This window comes from Enterobacter sp. RHBSTW-00593 (assembly GCF_013784105.1).
Taxonomy (GTDB): domain Bacteria; phylum Pseudomonadota; class Gammaproteobacteria; order Enterobacterales; family Enterobacteriaceae; genus Enterobacter; species Enterobacter ludwigii.
This window is the reverse complement of sequence record NZ_CP056393.1, coordinates 2,588,978-2,607,521: the sequence shown is the minus strand read 5'-3', so window position 1 is coordinate 2,607,521 and position 18,544 is coordinate 2,588,978. Positions and strand designations below refer to the sequence as shown.

At 54.6% G+C, this 18,544-nt stretch carries 19 protein-coding genes and 1 other annotated feature; of the genes, 10 read left to right on the top strand and 9 right to left on the bottom strand.

Going from position 1 to position 18,544, the window contains the following annotated elements:
• Positions 1 to 10: 10 nt before the first annotated feature.
• Positions 11 to 1,039 carry a zinc-binding dehydrogenase gene (locus tag HV242_RS12305; protein WP_134178745.1) on the top strand — a complete coding sequence of 343 codons (1,029 nt, stop codon included), beginning with the start codon at positions 11 to 13 and terminating at the stop codon, positions 1,037 to 1,039.
• Positions 1,040 to 1,082: 43 nt separating this feature from the next.
• On the opposite strand, the gene trpA is transcribed toward HV242_RS12305, so the two are convergent.
• The 6 genes from trpA to trpL form a co-directional block, all read right to left on the bottom strand.
• Entirely contained in the window at positions 1,083 to 1,892 is an 810-nt protein-coding gene (gene trpA, locus HV242_RS12300) for a tryptophan synthase subunit alpha (protein ID WP_044858488.1), read from the bottom strand.
• Entirely contained in the window at positions 1,892 to 3,085 is a 1,194-nt protein-coding gene (gene trpB, locus HV242_RS12295) for a tryptophan synthase subunit beta (protein WP_020882431.1), read from the bottom strand. The genes trpA and trpB overlap by 1 nt, the downstream gene beginning before the upstream one ends.
• Before the next feature lie 10 nt (positions 3,086 to 3,095).
• Positions 3,096 to 4,454 (bottom strand): bifunctional indole-3-glycerol-phosphate synthase TrpC/phosphoribosylanthranilate isomerase TrpF, encoded by a 1,359-nt coding sequence (gene trpCF, locus HV242_RS12290; RefSeq protein ID WP_050736890.1) that lies wholly within the window; start codon positions 4,452 to 4,454, stop codon positions 3,096 to 3,098.
• A 3-nt stretch (positions 4,455 to 4,457) separates the two neighbouring features.
• Complete coding sequence (gene trpD / locus HV242_RS12285) at positions 4,458 to 6,053, bottom strand: bifunctional anthranilate synthase glutamate amidotransferase component TrpG/anthranilate phosphoribosyltransferase TrpD (RefSeq protein ID WP_014170382.1); 1,596 nt, start codon at positions 6,051 to 6,053, stop codon at positions 4,458 to 4,460.
• Entirely contained in the window at positions 6,053 to 7,615 is a 1,563-nt protein-coding gene (locus HV242_RS12280) for an anthranilate synthase component 1 (protein ID WP_032678293.1), read from the bottom strand. The genes trpD and HV242_RS12280 overlap by 1 nt, the downstream gene beginning before the upstream one ends.
• 25 nt (positions 7,616 to 7,640) lie before the next feature.
• Positions 7,641 to 7,735, bottom strand: a sequence feature (Trp leader region).
• Positions 7,712 to 7,756, bottom strand: coding sequence for a trp operon leader peptide (trpL, locus tag HV242_RS24490; RefSeq protein ID WP_106993556.1), 45 nt, complete (start codon positions 7,754 to 7,756; stop codon positions 7,712 to 7,714). Its footprint overlaps the feature before it by 24 nt.
• Positions 7,757 to 7,883: 127 nt before the next feature.
• On the opposite strand from trpL, the gene rnm reads away from it, so the two are divergent.
• The 3 genes from rnm to rluB all read left to right on the top strand — a co-directional run bounded on the left by rnm (position 7,884) and on the right by rluB (position 10,366).
• On the top strand, positions 7,884 to 8,777 hold the full coding sequence (gene rnm, locus HV242_RS12270; RefSeq protein WP_020882434.1) for an RNase RNM: 894 nt from the start codon (positions 7,884 to 7,886) through the stop codon (positions 8,775 to 8,777).
• On the top strand, positions 8,774 to 9,394 hold the full coding sequence (locus tag HV242_RS12265) for an L-threonylcarbamoyladenylate synthase (protein WP_003856793.1): 621 nt from the start codon (positions 8,774 to 8,776) through the stop codon (positions 9,392 to 9,394). Before rnm ends, HV242_RS12265 begins: the two co-directional genes overlap by 4 nt.
• 96 nt (positions 9,395 to 9,490) lie before the next feature.
• Positions 9,491 to 10,366, top strand: a complete 876-nt coding sequence (rluB, locus tag HV242_RS12260) for a 23S rRNA pseudouridine(2605) synthase RluB (RefSeq protein ID WP_008502809.1) — start codon at positions 9,491 to 9,493, stop codon at positions 10,364 to 10,366.
• Positions 10,367 to 10,401: 35 nt separating this feature from the next.
• On the opposite strand, the gene cobO is transcribed toward rluB, so the two are convergent.
• Together cobO and HV242_RS12250 are read right to left on the bottom strand one after the other, a co-directional pair.
• The gene (cobO, locus tag HV242_RS12255; RefSeq protein WP_020882435.1) at positions 10,402 to 10,992 is read right to left on the bottom strand and encodes a cob(I)yrinic acid a,c-diamide adenosyltransferase; all 591 of its coding nucleotides are present in this window, start codon (positions 10,990 to 10,992) and stop codon (positions 10,402 to 10,404) included.
• Entirely contained in the window at positions 10,989 to 11,750 is a 762-nt protein-coding gene (locus HV242_RS12250; RefSeq protein ID WP_020882436.1) for a YciK family oxidoreductase, read from the bottom strand. Before HV242_RS12250 ends, cobO begins: the two co-directional genes overlap by 4 nt.
• Positions 11,751 to 12,000: 250 nt before the next feature.
• On the opposite strand from HV242_RS12250, the gene sohB reads away from it, so the two are divergent.
• Positions 12,001 to 13,047, top strand: a complete 1,047-nt coding sequence (sohB, locus tag HV242_RS12245) for a protease SohB (RefSeq protein WP_020882437.1) — start codon at positions 12,001 to 12,003, stop codon at positions 13,045 to 13,047.
• A gap of 34 nt (positions 13,048 to 13,081) precedes the next feature.
• Here sohB and HV242_RS12240 read toward each other — a convergent pair whose 3' ends face one another.
• Positions 13,082 to 13,333: a YciN family protein gene (locus HV242_RS12240; protein WP_044867926.1), complete on the bottom strand. Its 252-nt coding sequence runs from the start codon at positions 13,331 to 13,333 to the stop codon at positions 13,082 to 13,084.
• A gap of 399 nt (positions 13,334 to 13,732) precedes the next feature.
• Between HV242_RS12240 and topA the strand changes: the two genes are divergently transcribed.
• The 5 genes from topA (at position 13,733) to ymiC (ending at position 18,383) form a co-directional block, all read left to right on the top strand.
• Positions 13,733 to 16,330: a type I DNA topoisomerase gene (topA, locus tag HV242_RS12235; RefSeq protein ID WP_050736888.1), complete on the top strand. Its 2,598-nt coding sequence runs from the start codon at positions 13,733 to 13,735 to the stop codon at positions 16,328 to 16,330.
• Between the two features lie 187 nt (positions 16,331 to 16,517).
• Positions 16,518 to 17,492, top strand: a complete 975-nt coding sequence (gene cysB / locus HV242_RS12230) for an HTH-type transcriptional regulator CysB (protein WP_006175683.1) — start codon at positions 16,518 to 16,520, stop codon at positions 17,490 to 17,492.
• Positions 17,493 to 17,830: 338 nt separating this feature from the next.
• Positions 17,831 to 17,971 (top strand): YmiA family putative membrane protein, encoded by a 141-nt coding sequence (locus HV242_RS12225; protein ID WP_214579162.1) that lies wholly within the window; start codon positions 17,831 to 17,833, stop codon positions 17,969 to 17,971.
• A 2-nt stretch (positions 17,972 to 17,973) separates the two neighbouring features.
• On the top strand, positions 17,974 to 18,144 hold the full coding sequence (locus HV242_RS12220; RefSeq protein ID WP_032669764.1) for a hypothetical protein: 171 nt from the start codon (positions 17,974 to 17,976) through the stop codon (positions 18,142 to 18,144).
• Between the two features lie 140 nt (positions 18,145 to 18,284).
• Entirely contained in the window at positions 18,285 to 18,383 is a 99-nt protein-coding gene (ymiC, locus tag HV242_RS24260; protein WP_032669830.1) for a small membrane protein YmiC, read from the top strand.
• Positions 18,384 to 18,544 lie beyond the last annotated feature (161 nt).

Here is an 18,544-nt window from a genome sequence, read left to right as displayed (position 1 = left end):
AGGTGATACCGTGAATAAAACTTTTCGTGCTATGCAGGTTTCCTCGCCGGGCGTGCTTGAAATGGTCGTCAGACCGTTGCCCGAGCCGGGGCCCGAGGACGTACTGATTAAAATTGAGGTATGCGGGGTTTGTGGTGCCGATCTTCAGGATGCGGAGAAGGTACCGGAAGCGGGGCAGCCCGGGCGCATTCCGGGCCATGAAATTGTGGGCCACATTACCCGGAAAGGAGATGCAGTTCCCGGGATCTGGCACACCGGTCAGCGCGTGGGCGTCGGGCGTCTTGGGGGATATTGCCAGCATTGCCCGCCTTGCCGTAACGGGCTTTTTCACCTGTGTGAAAATCAGCTAACGCCGGGGCTGAGCTGTGACGGAGGTTACGCCGAGTATGTTGTTATCCGCCATACCGCGCTGATTGCCATTCCTTCAGCGCTCACTTCCGTTCACGCGGCCCCGATCTTGTGCGCCGGTACGGCAACCTTTAACGCGTTGCGTCAATCCGGTGCCAGCGCGGGAGACAGGGTGGCTATTCTCGGTATTGGTGGCTTAGGCCATATGGCGATTCAGTACGCCCGGAGGATGGGGTTTGAGGTTATCGTGATTGCGCGCGGCAGTGAAAAGGCGCATGACGCTTTACAGCTGGGCGCCCATCACTATATCGATGCGCAGATGGAAAACGCGGCGGAACGGCTGAGAGCGGAAGGCGGCGTCGAGATTATTGTGGCCACTGCCCCGGATGCAGACGCGGTTTCAGCGTTATTGCCAGCCCTGGCCCCCAGAGGAAAAGCGATCCTGTTGGGTGCCGGACGCACACCGTTGCAGGTCATGCCGGGTATGATGATTGGCGCGGAACGCACCCTGACAGGTTCATTTGTCAGCACCCCGTCGCAAACCGAACGCGCGCTGCGTTTCAGCCACCTCTTTCAGACGCTGCCAGTCACAGAGCTGATGCCCTTTGAACAGGCAAATGAGGCGCTCGACAGGTTACGGCAGGGAAAGGCGCGCTACCGGATAGTGCTTACGATGAACCCGGATAACTGATCGGCAGAAACACCGTCTGGCGGGGAGCCAGACGGTGGAGAGGTTACGCTTTACGCGTTGCCGCTTTCATTGCGCTCACAAACGTTTTCAGCTCAGCCAGCATTTGCTCTGGCTTGTCCACGTTCTTCTCAATGATTTTAACGATAGCGGAGCCTGAAATTGCACCGGCTGCGTTAGCGTCAATTGCCGCCGTGACCTGATCGGGAGATGAAATCCCAAAGCCCTGCAGCGGAGGAGCCGCGTGGTATTCAGCCAGCTTCTCGACCAGATGATGCAGAGGCAGCGCCGCTTTGTTCTCCGCGCCAGTTACACCCGCACGGGAGAGCAGGTAGGTATACCCGCGACCATAAGAGGCAATCTGGCGCAGCAGTTCATCATCGGCGTTTGGCGGGCAGATGAAGATAGGTGCCACGTTATGGCGCATCGCCGCCTGGCGGAACGGCGCAGATTCTTCAACCGGTACGTCTGCCACCAGCACCGAGTCAACGCCCACGCGCGCGCATTCTGCATAAAAGGTCTCAATACCGCGACTGAAGACCAGGTTGGCATACATCAACAGGCCAATCGGAATGGTCGGGTGCTTCTGGCGGATAGCGGCCAGCATCTCAAAACATTGCCCCGGGGTGACACCGGCCGCGAATGCCCGCAGCGTTGCGTTCTGGATAGTCGGGCCATCGGCCAGAGGATCGGAAAACGGAATACCCAGCTCCAGCGCGTCGGCACCGGCCTCAATCAGGGTGTCGATAATTTTCAGCGACTGCTCAGGACCCGGATCACCCAGCGTCACGAAGGGAACGAACGCGCCTTCCTGGCGAGATTTCAGTGCTGCAAATGCGTTATCGTAGCGTTCCATCAGATTTCCCCTCGTGCTTTCAAAATATCGTGAACGGTGAAGATGTCTTTATCACCGCGACCGGAAAGGTTAACCACCAGCAGTTGCTCTTTTTCCGGGTTCTCTTTCATCATTTTCAGCGCATGCGCCAGGGCGTGAGAGGACTCCAGGGCAGGAATGATCCCTTCGTGGCGACAGAGCGTTTTAAACGCCTCCAGGGCTTCGTCATCGGTAATGGAAACGTAGTCCGCACGACCGGTACTGTTCAGGAAGGCATGCTGAGGCCCAACGGAAGGGAAATCCAGGCCTGCCGAGATAGAGTATGACTCTTCAATCTGGCCGTCATCGGTCTGCATCATCGGCGCTTTCATACCGAAGTAGATCCCGACGCGACCATGTTTCAACGGTGCGCCGTGCTCACCGGTTTCAATCCCGTGGCCTGCAGGTTCAACGCCAATCAGCCCGACGCTGGTTTCGTCGATGAAATCAGCGAACATGCCGATAGCGTTAGAGCCACCGCCAACGCAGGCGATCACCGCATCCGGCAGGCGACCCTCTTTTTCCAGGATCTGCGCTTTGGTCTCTTCGCCAATCATGCGCTGGAATTCACGCACAATCGTCGGGAACGGGTGCGGGCCTGCAGCGGTGCCGAGCATATAGTGCGCGGTTTCATAGCTGCCAGACCAGTCGCGCAGCGCTTCGTTACACGCATCCTTCAGCGTCGCGGAGCCGCTGTGCACCGGGATCACTTCAGCGCCCATCAGACGCATACGGAATACGTTAGGTGACTGGCGCTCAACGTCTTTTGCGCCCATGTAAATGCGGCATTTCAGACCGAGAAGGGCGCTGGCAAGGGCTGATGCCACCCCGTGCTGGCCTGCGCCAGTTTCAGCGATGATTTCGGTTTTACCCATCCGTTTTGCAAGCAGCGCCTGACCCAACACCTGGTTGGTTTTATGCGCACCGCCGTGCAGCAAATCTTCACGCTTAAGATACAGCGTGGTTTTGGTGCCTTCGGTCAGGTTACGGCATTTCGTCAGGGCCGTTGGACGGCCAGCGTAGTTTTTCAGCAGGTCGGTAAACTCAGCCTGAAACGCCGGATCTTTCTGCGCGCTCACGAACGCTTCTTCCAGCTGGCGCAGGGCGGGCATCAGGATTTGCGGGACGTACATCCCGCCGAACTCACCAAAATAGGGGTTTAGTAATGTCGTCATCTTCTCTTCCTTAATATGCACGCAGAGTTTTAAATACCGAGGCCAGCTTACTGGCATCTTTGATGCCCGGTTGCGACTCTACGCCTGAATTGAAATCGAGGCCCGCGCAGCCCGCTTTGGCGGCTTCCACGCAGTTATCCGGGCTAAGTCCACCCGCCAGCAAAACATTGTCCAGCACTTCGCCGTGCAACAGGGACCAGTCAAAACGCTGTCCCGTGCCGCCCTGGCCGTTATCGAGTACGTATTTATCAACATGATTCAGGTTACGCTCAGGCAACCTGTCGCCCACGCTCTGCGCTTTCCAGATTTGCACCTGAGGTGCCAGCGCGCTGCGCAGGGCATCGATATAGGCCTGATCTTCGTTGCCATGAAGCTGCACTGCATGCAGAGATAACGCTTCGGCTTTTGCTACCACGTCGGCGATATCCGCGTTGCGAAAGACCCCCACATAGCTGAGTGGCGCTGCCGTCATCACCTGACGCGCCTGCGCTTCGGTCACCACGCGCGGGGAGGAGGCGACAAAAATCAGCCCGCCGTAAATCGCACCGGCTTCATACGCGGCCAGGGCATCCTCTTCACGGGTTAAGCCGCACACTTTGTTTTCACCCAAGAGTACACGGCGCACCGCGGCATTGAGATCGTCATGTTCCATCATTGCAGAACCAATCAGGAAACCGTTGGCGAAATGGCTCAGTTCGCGGACCTGAGCGTAGCTATTAATACCGGATTCACTGATCACGGTGACGCCAGAGCCCAGACGCGGCGCCAGCTGGCGCGTGCGGTTCAGGTCAATCGACAGGTCACGCAGATCGCGGTTGTTGATGCCGACCACTTTGGCTTTCAGCTCAATGGCGCGTTCCAGCTCCTCTTCGTTGCTCACTTCGGTCAGCACGCCCATGTTCAGACTGTGCGCGACTGCAGCGAGCTGGCGATACTGTTCGTCATCCAGCACTGAGAGCATCAGCAGGCAGGCATCGGCCTGGTAAAAGCGTGCCAGCCAGATCTGATACGGGTCGATAATAAAGTCTTTGCACAGGATCGGTTGTGGCGCGATCCCGCTGACAACGGGCAGGAAATCGAAGCTGCCCTGGAAATACTTCTCATCCGTCAGCACGGAGATAGCTGACGCATGATGTTTGTAGATACCGGCAATTCGCGCCGGATCGAAATCGTCACGGATAACGCCTTTCGACGGAGACGCTTTTTTGCACTCAAGAATAAACGCGGTGCGTGCGCCCTGCAGAGCATCATAGAAACGACGGCTGCTCGGGACAACGTCATTCTGGAAGCTGGCCAGCGGCTGCTGTGCTTTACGTGCTTCCACCCAGATGGCCTTATCGGCAACGATTTTCGCTAAAACGGTCTGCATTCTTTACCCTCTTGCCGCAAGTGCGGTAACGCGATCGTAAGCTGCACCTGAGCGCAGTACGTTCAGAACTTTTTGTGCGTTGGCTTTGAGGTCTTCCTCGCCGTGCAAACGCATCAGCATCGCGACGTTGGCAGCCACGGCGGCCTCGTGGGCGACCTCACCTTTACCTTGTAATAAGCGCGTCAGAATGTCACGGTTTTCTTCAGGCGTGCCGCCCGCCAGCGCTTCCTGATGGTAAGGCGTTAAACCAAAGTCGCTCGCCTCCAGCTGATAGCTCAGGATTTCACCGTCGCGAAGTTCGGCCACCAGCGTTGGCGCATGCAGCGACACTTCATCCATTCCCCCACTGTGAACCACCGCGGCACGTTGATAACCCAACACGCGCAGGGTCTCTGCAATCGGCAGAACCAGCTCCGGGCTGTAGACGCCAATCAGCGCCAGCGGCGGATGGGCCGGGTTGATCAGCGGGCCGAGCACGTTAAACAGCGTGCGGGTTTTAAGCTGCTGGCGAACCGGCATCGCATGGCGGAAACCGGTGTGATATTTCGGCGCAAACAGGAAGCAGACGCCCAGGTCGTCCAGGGCTTCACGCGAACGTTCGGCGTTCATCTCGAGATTGATGCCGAATGCGGCCAGCAGGTCCGACGATCCCGACCGGCTGGAGACGCTGCGGTTACCGTGCTTTGCCACTTTCAAACCACAGGCAGCCGCCACGAAGGCGCTGGCGGTGGAGATATTGATGCTGTTGCTGCCGTCACCACCGGTACCGACGATATCCGCAAACATGTAGTCCGGGCGCGGGAACGGGGCGGCATTTTCCAGCAGCGCCGTTGCCGCACCGGCAATTTCCTGCGGGCTTTCACCGCGAACTTTCATGCTCACCAGCGCGGCCGCCAGTTGTTCAGGCTTCAGTTCACCACGAACCACGGCGGAGAAGAGCTGGTGGCTCTCCTGCTGGCTCAGGGTCTGTGCCTGGTACAATTTTTCCAGAACAGGTTGCAGGGTGTTGGTCTGTTCCAGTTTCTGCAGCGCCCAGTCCAGGGTCTGTTCCAGCAGACGCGCGCCGTGAGAGGTGAGGATTGACTCCGGATGGAACTGCATCCCACAGACACGATCGGTATCGTGACGTACGGCCATCACCATGCCTTCGAACGAGGCGTTAATGGTCAGGCCAGCCGGGATGTTGCTGCCGACCAGCGAGTGGTAGCGCGCCACCGGCAGCGGATTCGGCAGCCCGGCAAACATCGCCTGACCGTCATGTTCAATGCTGGAGGCTTTACCGTGCAGGATTTCACCCGCCTGGCCGACGTATCCGCCATAGGCTTCAACAATCGCCTGATGCCCCAGGCAGATGCCGATAATAGGCAACTTGCCGCGCATACGGGTCAGAAGTTCAGGCATACAGCCCGCTTCACTGGGGGCGCCGGGGCCAGGAGAGAGCATCAGGACCGGGTTTTGCATGGTTGCCAGACGCTCAATCAGGGTTTGCGCCGGCACGTGGTTACGATAGATAACGACGTTGTGACCATTCGCACGCAGCTGATCTGCCAGGTTATAGGTAAAGGAGTCGATATTATCGAGCAGCAGAATGTCAGCCATCAGAAAATCTCCTGTGCATGGTGTGCGGTAGCGATGGCGCGCAATACCGCGCGAGCTTTATTGCGCGTTTCGTCAGCTTCAGACTGCGGAACAGAATCAAGAACCACCCCGGCGCCCGCCTGGACGGTGGCAATGCCGTCTTCAACATAGGCAGAGCGGATAACGATGCAGGTATCAAGGTCACCGTGCGCGGTGAAATAACCCACCGCACCGCCATAGCTGCCACGACGACGCCCTTCGGCGGCGGCGATAAGCTGCATCGCACGGACTTTCGGCGCACCGCTCAGGGTGCCCATATTCATGCAGGCGCGATAGGCGTGCAGCACGTCGAGGTCGTTGCGCAGTTCACCCACCACGCGGGAGACCAGGTGCATTACGAAGGAGTAACGGTCGACTTTCGTTAAGTCAGCCACATAGCGGCTGCCGGGAGTACAAATGCGGGCCAGATCGTTACGCGCCAGGTCAACCAGCATCAGGTGCTCGGAGAGCTCTTTGTGGTCGGTGCGCATTTCCAGTTCGATACGGCTGTCGAGATCGCGATCCAGAGAGCCATCGGCGCGACGCCCGCGCGGACGTGTACCGGCAATCGGGTAGATCTCGATCTGGCGGCTGGTGGCGTCGTATTTCAGGGAGCTTTCCGGTGACGCACCAAACAGGGTGAACTCGTTGTCCTGCATAAAGAACATATACGGGCTTGGGTTGCTCTTTTTCAGCACGTCATAGGCCGCCAGCGGCGACGGGCAGGGCAGTGAGAAACGACGGGACGGGACGACCTGGAAAATTTCCCCGGCGCGAATCGCCTTTTGCATCTGACGCACCACGGCACCGTACTGATCGTCGGTCTGGTTAACCTCACAGGTCATCTTCTCTACATGCTGAACCGGCAGTGCGGGTGGCGCTTCGGTCATTTGCTGTTGCAGCTGAGCAATGCGCTGCTCAAGACGTGTTTTCTCGGTCACGGATGGCGTGAACAGACTCGCCTGAATACGGGTGTATTTTTTCTGATGGTCGATCACCAGCAGGGTCTCGGCCAGGTAGAAGCAGTAGTCAGGGCAGCGGTTGCCCTGTTCGGTTTCCGGCAGGTCTTCGAAACCGGCGACCAGATCGTAAGCAAACAGCCCGCCAAAGAACATCGCTTCGCGTTCATCTTCTGGTACCGAGACCAGGTTTTGCAGCAGGCGGAAGGCATCGAAGACTGACAAAGAACAGAGGCGTGCATCTTCGTCCAGCAGTTGGCTGACCGGCGGGAAATGCAGTATCCGCACTTCCGGGTGACGTTCATTCTCGATGCCCGCTGGCAGGGAGGCGTCCAGCAGTGGCAGCAGCGCGGCACCGTTCTCAGAGAGCGCCTTAATCGTGACAGTGTCACCCAGCGCGGTAATGCGCAAGGCGCTGTCGACCAGCAGCAGGCTCTTAAGATCGTCTTTACTGTCAATATCCGCGGATTCCAGCAGCAACGTTGCCGGACGCGCACCGCAGACCTGATGAAACAGCGCGGTTGGGTTGTGGCGATAGACCGCCTCGCAGGTCAGCAATTCGAGGTGTGGTTTGGCTGTTTGCATTATGTTGTTCTCATTTATTCTGTTCAAAAAAAAGCCCGCTTAGTCGCGGGCTGGGTATCTGTTTGCATTTTGCAGACGTGTGACACTGCCCGATAATCAGGATGTGCGCCACCAACCGTGCAGAGTGAAATGTGCTGTCATTTTCAGATACCTTTCTCGTGTGAACTTGCGTACTAGTTAACTAGTTCGATGACAAGTTGTCAACCCTTGATTTCAGAATTTCGCGCCAAGCCGTTATCATAGGGGTTTCGGATGTCTTTAACCTGCTATGGGAAGTGCTTTGAGCGATACCACCTACGCCGTAATTTATGATTTACACAGCCATACTCAGGCCTCTGATGGCCTGCTGACACCCGAAGCCCTGGTTCATCGCGCCGTTGAAATGCGTGTTGGCACGCTGGCGATAACCGATCACGATACGACAGATGCTATTCCCGCGGCGCGCGCTGAGATTGCCCGCAGCGGACTGGCGCTGAATCTGGTGCCCGGCGTCGAAATTTCGACAGTCTGGGAAAATCACGAAATTCACATTGTTGGCCTCAATATCGATATTGAACATCCGGCAATGCGTGCGTTTTTGCAAGAACAAAAATCGCGCCGCAACGAACGCGCCGAAATGATTGGTGAGCGACTGGAAAAAGCGCATATTCCCGGAGCGCTGGAAGGTGCACAGAAACTGGCAAACGGTGGGGCGGTGACGCGCGGCCATTTTGCCCGTTTTCTGGTTGAGGCGGGCAAAGCCACAACGATGGCGGACGTGTTTAAAAAATATCTGGCACGCGGGAAAACCGGTTACGTTCCGCCACAGTGGTGTACAATAAAACAAGCTATTGATGTCATTCATCATTCTGGCGGTAAGGCCGTGCTCGCCCATCCGGGGCGGTATAATCTTTCTGCTAAGTGGCTGAAAAGACTGCTGGCGCACTTTGCCGAATGTGGCGGTGAGGCGATGGAAGTCGCCCAGTGTCAGCAGGCGCCCAATGAGCGTGCGCAGCTCGCAACCTACGCGCGTCAGTTCGGTCTGCTGGGTTCGCAGGGGTCGGATTTCCATCAGCCCTGTGCGTGGATCGAGCTGGGACGCAAGCTCTGGTTGCCCGCAGGCGTTGAGCCCGTCTGGCAGCTGTGGGAACAGCCGCAGAAAATTGAAGAGAGGGAAGTATGAGTCAGTTTTTCTATATTCATCCGGATAACCCGCAGCCACGCTTAATTAATCAGGCCGTGGAGATCGTTCGCAAAGGCGGCGTGATTGTCTACCCGACCGATTCTGGCTATGCGCTGGGCTGTAAAATTGAAGACAAAGGGGCGATGGAGCGCATTTGCCGCATTCGTCAGCTGCCGGACGGCCATAACTTTACCCTGATGTGCCGCGATCTTTCTGAACTGTCGACCTACGCGTATGTCGATAACGTGGCGTTTCGTCTGATCAAAAATAACACGCCGGGCAACTACACCTTTATTCTTAAAGGAACCAAGGAAGTGCCGCGCCGACTGTTACAGGAAAAGCGTAAAACCATCGGGATGCGCGTACCGTCCAACCCGATTGCGCAGGCGCTGCTGGAAACCCTCGGCGAGCCGATGCTTTCGACCTCTTTAATGTTGCCTGGCAGCGAGTTCACCGAATCCGATCCCGAAGAGATTAAAGACCGTCTGGAAAAGGTGGTCGAGTTGATTATTCATGGCGGCTACCTTGGTCAGCAGCCAACCACCGTTGTTGACTTAACCGAAGATGCGCCAGAAGTGATTCGTGAAGGCGTGGGTGATGTTAAGCCTTTCTTGTAAGGGTGTAAGCAGATATACTACGCGGCCATCAAAGCAGGGCTGAGCCCTCTTTTGACCTGATTCGACGCCTGTGAAGGCGACACCTGAGGAAGCTCAATGAGCGAGAAGTTACAGAAAGTGCTGGCGCGTGCCGGCCACGGTTCACGCCGTGAAATCGAAGCCATTATTGAAGCGGGTCGCGTGAGTGTGGACGGTAAAATCGCCACGCTGGGTGACCGCGTAGAAATCGTACCGGGATTGAAGATCCGCATCGACGGTCATCTTATCTCCGTGAAAGAGTCCGCTGAGCAGATTTGCCGCGTGCTGGCGTATTACAAGCCAGAAGGCGAGCTGTGTACGCGCAACGACCCTGAAGGTCGCCCGACGGTGTTTGACCGTCTGCCTAAACTGCGCGGCGCTCGCTGGATTGCCGTGGGTCGTCTGGACGTGAATACCTGCGGCCTGCTGCTGTTTACCACTGATGGTGAACTGGCAAACCGTCTGATGCACCCTAGCCGTGAAGTGGAACGCGAATACGCCGTGCGTGTCTTCGGCCAGGTTGATGAGAATAAACTGCGCGATCTGTCACGCGGCGTTCAGCTGGAAGACGGTCCTGCGGCATTTAAAACCATCAAATTCACCGGTGGCGAAGGCATTAACCAGTGGTACAACGTTACCCTGACTGAAGGCCGTAACCGCGAAGTGCGTCGTCTTTGGGAAGCGGTAGGTGTGCAGGTGAGCCGTCTGATCCGTGTCCGTTATGGCGACATCCTGCTGCCAAAAGGTCTGCCACGGGGTGGTTATACCGAGCTGGATCTGACACAGACTAACTACCTGCGTGAACTGGTTGGCCTGACGCCAGAAACCACCTCTAAAGTGGCGGTGGAGAAAGATCGTCGTCGTATGAAGGCGAATCAGATCCGTCGTGCGGTGAAACGCCATAGCCAGGTGAGCAGCAACCGCCGCTCTGGCAGCCGTAACAACAACGGTTAACATAAAAGCCCGGTGAAGATCACCGGGCTTTTTTCTTAGTAATCAATACCGATTTGTGCTTTGATTCCCGCGTCAAACGCGTGTTTGACCGGACGCAGTTCGCTGACGGTATCAGCAAGCTCCAGTATTTCCCGATGACAGCCACGCCCCGTGACGATAACCGTCTGGTGCGCCGGGCGTTGTTGTAACGCCTCCAGTACCGCATCCAGCGGGAGATAGTCGTAGGCCACCATATAGGTTATCTCATCCAGCAGAACCATATTCAGGGCGGGGTCTGCCAGCATTCTTTTGGCGTGCTCCCAGACTGCAAGACAAGCTGCAGTATCGGTTTCCCGGTTCTGCGTATCCCATGTAAAACCTGTCGCCATCACCTGAAATTCAACGCCATGCGGTTCAAGCAGATTACGTTCGCCGTTCGGCCATTCGCCTTTGATGAACTGAATGACGCCCACTTTCTGCCCGTGACCGACAGCACGCGTGGCGGTGCCAAATGCCGCGGTAGTTTTACCTTTGCCGTTACCGGTAAAGACGATAATTATCCCGCGCTCGTCCTGTGCGGCCGCAACGCGCGCATCGACCTGTTCCTTCAGACGCTGCTGGCGTTGTTGATGGCGTTCTTCACTCATTGCGAAATCCCTGGTTTACGGCCCGGCTGGGCATCGAAGGTCATCCCCGTTTTACGACGACTGTCGTCGCCCATCAGCCAGAGATAGAGCGGCATAATGTCTGCGGGTGTTTTCAGTTTCTGCGGGTCTTCCGACGGGAAGGCGCTGGCGCGCATTTTGGTGCGCGTTCCACCCGGGTTAATGCAATTTACGCGCAGATGGCGGCTTTGATACTCCTCCGCCAGCACCTGCATCATCCCTTCAGTCGCGAATTTCGAGACGGCATATGCCCCCCAGTTGGCTCGACCTTCGCGGCCTACGCTTGAGGAGGTAAAGACCAGCGAGCCGGACTCGGATTTAAGTAATAAAGGAAGCAATGCCTGCGTCAGGAAAAACGTGCCGTTGACGTTGACCTGCATCACCTGCTGCCAGATATCGGGATCCTGTTCATCCATAGGACGGACTTCTCCCAGCAAACCCGCATTGTGCAGGACACCGTCCAGCCGCGGATAGTGGGCGCTAATACGGTGAGCAAGCTCCTGGCACACCGCTGGCGTGCAGGTGAGTAAATCGAGGGTATACCACGGGGCCGGAATGCCGCCTGCCGCCTCTATTTCCTGCGCGACGCTTTTCAGTTTCTCTTCATTACGACCAATAAGAATAACGCTCGCGCCATAGTCAGCGTAGGTCAGGGCCGCCTCGCGACCAATTCCGTCGCTGGCACCGGTGACCAGAATGATGCGATTTTGCAGCAGATTTTTTTGCGGTTGATAATGCACGGGGACTCCTCTGGCGCGCAGTGACGCAATGACGCCTTCTTTATGACTTTTCGGCTTTATGCCCGAATTAGCATGAGAATTCAATCAGTCTACAGGAGGCATTACTGTAAAATTAACAATTTGCAAATATTTAAACCCCCATGAGGGGATTCCTGAAGCAGGCTCGCAGAGGTAATGTCACGAGCGAGACGCATGGGCAGGGCTGTTGTACACTGCCGTGAAAGAATCGTGGTTAAACAAGGTGGAACGCGTGGAATTACTTTCTCAGTATGGGTTGTTTTTGGCCAAAATCGCAACGGTGGTGATTGCCATTGCGGTGATTGCCGTTCTGATTGTAAACCTGACGCAGCGTAAGCGTCAGCGTGGGGAGTTACGCATTACCCGCCTGAGTGAGCAGTATAAAGAGATGCAGGAAGATATGTCTCTGTCGCTGCTCGATAGCCATCAACAGAAGCAGTGGCTTAAAGCGCAGAAGAAAAAGCATAAACAGGAAGCCAAAGCGGCAAAAGCGAAAGCCAAGCTCAATGCACCGCAGGATGAGGCAAAGCCACGCGTCTATGTGCTCGACTTTAAAGGCAGCATGGATGCGCATGAAGTTTCTTCTTTGCGCGAAGAGGTCACTGCCGTTCTTGCCGTGGCAAAACCGCAGGATCAGGTGGTGGTGCGTCTTGAAAGCCCGGGCGGTGTGGTACACGGTTACGGACTGGCTGCGTCACAGCTGCAGCGCCTGCGTGAAAAACAGATCCCGCTGACCGTTGCGGTGGATAAAGTCGCGGCGAGCGGTGGCTACATGATGGCCTGCGTCGCGGATAAAATTGTGGCGGCACCGTTTTCTATTATTGGTTCAATCGGTGTGGTTGCGCAAATCCCTAACTTTAACCGCTTCCTCAAAAACAAAGAGATCGACATTGAACTGCACACGGCCGGGCAGTACAAACGCACTCTGACGCTGCTGGGGGAAAACACGGAAGAAGGGCGTCAGAAATTCCGTGAAGATCTCAATGAAACGCACCACCTCTTTAAAGACTTTGTGCACCGCATGCGCCCATCGCTCGATATTGAGCAGGTCGCGACGGGGGAGCACTGGTACGGTATCCAGGCCCAGGAGAAAGGACTGGTAGATGAAGTGGGCACCAGCGATGACCTGCTGCTGAACCTGATGGATGGCCGTGAGCTGGTGGGCGTGCGCTTTACGCAGCGCAAGCGTCTGCTCGATCGCTTTACCAACAGTGCGGCAGAAAGTGCCGATCGGCTGTTGCTCCGCTGGCTACAGCGCGGACAAAAACCGTTGCTGTAAACAAAAACGCGAGGCTCAGGCCTCGCGTTTAGCATTAATCAACCAGGTGATATTTCTCTGAAAGCGTATGCGCCAGGTGTTTAAACATGTTGAACACGGCGGTGCTTTTCGGGGTAGGTAGCCCCTGTTCGTCAAGGAAGTATTCGCCGCTGAAAACCAGCACGCCATTACGCTGTTCTACGCCGGTGGCTTCAATGCCCGCCAGAGTATCTTCATGATCACGGATAAGCTTGTTTGCTTCGATAAGCAGAGAGACTCGGTCAATTGGTTGGGTCGTATTGTGCATAATCCACTCCTTAAACAGTGACAATAGTCTACGCCGAGGGCGCTTTGGGGGCAAATTTTCCCTGTAATCTTAGGGGATAAGGCGCAGGAGCCTGGCTGGCGTGATTTGCTTTTGCATGCTAATAAAGTTGCGTAACGGATTTTATCAGGTAGAGTGTGCGCTTTCGTCATTCTGGCAACAGAATTGCTTGACATTCGACCGGTAATTCGTCACGAATCATATGAGGCGTGAGAAAAATACCCGAAAACTCAATCACCTGGGCGTCATTTCTCTGACGTTCGGTAAGACAAAGGGGTTGATATCCCCTGACGCAGTCGCAATATCAATGACGCGTCGTCAGTGGAAGGGAAATCAACGTGCGGCGTATTCCTGGAAGAATTAAATTAGGTAAAGGTGAATATGGGTAAAGCTCTCGTCATCGTTGAGTCCCCGGCAAAAGCCAAAACGATCAATAAGTATCTGGGTAATGACTACGTGGTTAAGTCCAGCGTGGGTCATATCCGCGATTTGCCGACCAGTGGCTCAGCCAGCAAAAAGAGCGCAGACTCTACCTCCACCAAAGGGGCTAAAAAGCCTAAAAAGGATGAACGTAGCGCGCTTGTCAACCGCATGGGTGTTAACCCATGGCACAACTGGGATGCACAATACGAAGTGCTGCCCGGGAAAGAAAAAGTTGTTAATGAGCTGAAACAGCTTGCTGAAAAAGCAGACCACATCTATCTCGCAACCGACCTTGACCGCGAAGGGGAAGCCATTGCGTGGCACCTGCGGGAAGTGATCGGTGGTGATGACAAACGCTACAGCCGTGTAGTGTTTAACGAAATTACGAAGAATGCGATTCGTCAGGCGTTTGAAAAGCCGGGCGAACTGAACATTGACCGTGTAAACGCGCAGCAGGCACGTCGCTTTATGGACCGTGTTGTAGGCTACATGGTGTCTCCACTGCTGTGGAAAAAGATTGCCCGTGGTCTGTCCGCAGGCCGTGTGCAATCCGTTGCCGTGCGTCTCGTTGTTGAGCGTGAACGCGAAATTAAAGCGTTTGTGCCAGAAGAGTTCTGGGAAGTCGACGCGAATGTCACCACGCCGGGCGGGGATGCTCTGCCGCTGCAGGTGAGCCATCAGAACGACAAGCCTTTCCGTCCTGAAAACCGTGACCAGACCATGGCCGCGGTGGCGTTGCTGGAAAAAGCACGCTATCAGGTTCTGGAGCGTGAAGACAAACCGACCAGCAGTAAGCCTGGCGCACCGTTTATTACCTCTACGCTGCAACAGGCCGCAAGCACGCGTCTGGGTTATGGCGTGAAGAAAACCATGATGATGGCCCAGCGCTTGTATGAAGCGGGTTACATCACCTACATGCGTACCGACTCGACTAACCTGAGTCAGGATGCGGTTAACATGGTGCGCGGCTATATCGGTGACAATTTCGGTAAGAAATACCTGCCGGAAAGCGCTAACCAGTACGCCAGCAAAGAGAACTCACAGGAAGCGCACGAAGCCATTCGTCCTTCTGACGTCTCTGTGTTAGCGGAATCCCTGAAGGATATGGAAGCCGACGCCCAGAAGCTGTACCAGCTTATCTGGCGTCAGTTCGTCGCGTGTCAAATGACACCCGCGCAGTACGATTCCACTACGCTTACCGTCAGTGCGGGTGATTTCCGTCTGAAAGCGCGTGGCCGTATCCTGCGTTTCGACGGCTGGACGAAAGTCATGCCTGCACTGCGTAAAGGCGACGAAGACCGAACGCTGCCCGCGGTGAACAAAGGGGATGAACTCTCTCTGGTTGACCTTGTGCCAGCTCAGCACTTTACCAAGCCGCCTGCGCGCTTTAGCGAAGCATCGCTGGTAAAAGAGCTGGAGAAACGCGGTATTGGTCGTCCGTCAACCTATGCGTCAATCATTTCGACCATTCAGGATCGTGGTTATGTGCGTGTTGAAAACCGCCGTTTCTACGCTGAAAAAATGGGTGAGATCGTAACCGACCGTCTGGAAGCCAACTTCCGCGAGTTGATGAACTACGACTTTACCGCACAGATGGAAGACAGCCTTGACCAGGTTGCCAGCCATCAGGCGGAATGGAAGAAAGTGCTCGACAGCTTCTTCAGCGACTTTACCAACCAGCTTGAAAAAGCGGAGAAAGATCCTGAAGAGGGCGGCATGCTGCCTAACCAGATGGTACTGACCAGCATCGATTGCCCAACCTGTGGCCGTAAGATGGGGATCCGTACTGCGACAACAGGCGTCTTCCTCGGTTGCTCTGGCTATGCGTTATCGCCGAAAGAGCGCTGCAAAACCACCATCAACCTGGTACCTGAGAACGAAGTTCTTAACGTGCTGGAAGGTGACGATGCAGAAACCAATGCCCTGCGTGCCAAACGTCGTTGTAAGAAATGTGGCACGGCGATGGACAGCTACCTGATCGATCCGAAACGTAAATTGCACGTCTGCGGGAATAACCCAACGTGTGATGGTTATGAGATCGAAGAGGGTGAGTTCCGCATCAAAGGCTATGACGGCCCTATCGTTGAGTGCGAGAAGTGTGGCTCGGAAATGCACCTGAAAATGGGGCGTTTCGGGAAATACATGGCGTGCACCAACGACGAGTGTAAGAACACCCGTAAGATTCTGCGTAACGGTGAAGTCGCGCCGCCGAAGGAAGATCCGGTTCCGCTGCCAGAATTGCCGTGTGAGAAGTCTGACGCCTATTTCGTGCTGCGTGACGGTGCTGCCGGGGTATTCCTCGCGGCCAACACCTTCCCGAAATCGCGTGAAACCCGCGCGCCGCTGGTGGAAGAGCTGCATCGCTTCCGCGACCGTCTGCCTGAGAAACTGCGTTATCTGGCCGATGCGCCACAGCAGGATCCTGAAGGGAATAAAACGGTGGTACGTTTTAGCCGTAAAACAAAACAGCAGTACGTTGCGGCTGAGAAAGAGGGTAAAGCGACCGGCTGGTCCGCCTTCTTTGTCGACGGAAAATGGGTTGAAGGCAAGAAATAATCTTCCCTTACCGTAACTTACCTGTAAAAGGGCCGGACTTCCGGCCCTTTTTTATTACCTTGTTATTATTTTTTGTTCCGTACTATACAGTCAGGCTATAAATGATATAGTGGTTATAGTTAACCCTTTTCTTATTATCAAATCGTCTTAAGCGATTGACCGCGTGCGCTAAATCGGATGGTCTGGCATGAAATTACAGCAGCTTCGTTATATCGTTGAGGTGGTGAATCACAACCTCAACGTCTCTTCTACCGCTGAGGGGTTATATACCTCGCAACCGGGCATCAGCAAACAGGTTCGTATGCTGGAGGACGAATTAGGTATCCAGATTTTCGCTCGCAGCGGTAAGCACCTCACGCAGGTGACACCCGCCGGGCAGGAAATCATTCGTATTGCCCGGGAAGTCCTCTCCAAAGTTGACGCTATTAAGTCCGTGGCGGGTGAACATACCTGGCCGGATAAAGGCTCGCTTTATATTGCCACAACGCATACTCAGGCGCGTTATGCGCTGCCAGGCGTTATTAAGGGCTTTATAGAACGTTATCCGCGCGTCTCTTTGCATATGCATCAGGGCTCGCCCACGCAAATCGCTGAAGCGGTTTCAAAGGGCAACGCGGACTTTGCCATCGCGACAGAAGCGCTTCACCTGTATGACGATCTGGTTATGCTACCGTGCTACCACTGGAACCGTTCTATCGTAGTGACCCCGGATCATCCGCTGGCGGGGAAAGGGTCGGTGACTATTGAAGAGCTGGCGCAATATCCTTTAGTGACATACACCTTCGGCTTCACCGGACGCTCTGAGCTTGATACGGCCTTTAACCGGGCGGGATTAACGCCGCGCATTGTCTTTACCGCCACGGATGCTGATGTCATTAAAACCTATGTGCGGCTTGGCCTGGGCGTTGGGGTGATTGCCAGCATGGCCGTCGACCCGGTTTCAGACCCGGATTTGGTTCGTCTTGATGCGCACGATATTTTCAGCCACAGCACGACCAAAATTGGTTTCCGTCGCAGCACCTTCCTGCGCAGCTATATGTATGATTTTATTCAACGCTTTGCCCCGCATTTAACGCGTGACGTGGTCGATACGGCGGTTGCATTACGTTCAAATGAAGATATTGAAGAGATGTTTAAAGACATCAAACTTCCGGCAAAATAATCACTCCCGGTATCTTTCCCTCACGGAAAGATACCGAATTAACTCCTTAAAGCTAAATCATAATTATCATCATCTACCTTTTCCCTGCCATATAATGTCATTACCCATTTAATCTGTATGGTTTTAATGTCGTGAATTGGCGACAAAAGTAGAAACTAATTTACGGCTACGCAAATATTTCTTTTCAATTATTTATTTCTGGTCAAAAGATTGAATATTTCCCACCAATTGATGCGTAAATTCACTGGCTTTTCGGCTAAAGTTTCTTTAGGATTTATCTCAACAGATGATTAATTGTACCAATTGTTTGGTCCTAAATGATAAGCGATATCGATTGTATGAGGTTAGCAATGCCTTCAGGAAGTGAAGAACCGCAAAGGGATCCTGCGCTCAAGCGTAAAGCCTGGCTGGCGGTCTTTCTCGTCTCCGCCCTGTTTTGGGTAGTGGTTGCTCTCCTTGCCTGGAAATATTGGGGTTGAATATGGCAGTGACGGTACGTACAGAAACGGTAAAACAGATGTGTCAGCATCGTGACAGTGGTCACAAAGGACGCAAAGCACCTGCGACCGTTGTCCCCGCGTCCTGGAAACTGACGCCACAGCAGCAAGCCTTTATTGATGTGTTCGCAGAAGACGAACCCAAAAAACAATAATTTAGTTAATTGCGTAATGATGCAAATAGTCTGAATAAAGACTCTGCACCTTTGTACTCTTTAATAAATACACATCAGCAATATAGAACTGAGGGCAAACCTCGGAGCCTTTTTAAAAATAATGCCTGGTGTACCCTATGATGAATAACATGATGTCTCACAAATACTGGTCATGGCTCGGCGTTTTTTCTGTGTCGATCCTGTTCTGGTCTCAGCTCATCTGGCTGGCCTTCCTGTAAATCCAAAACCTCGCTGCGGCGGGGTTTTTTGTTTTCGCACTTTACTGGACCATTCCTAAATTTATCAATTCGGGTTGTTATCAAAACGTTACGACATCTTTGTGTTATCTTTAATTACAGCCCTGATGATTGTCAGGACATCTCTGTAATTAAGGAGGAGC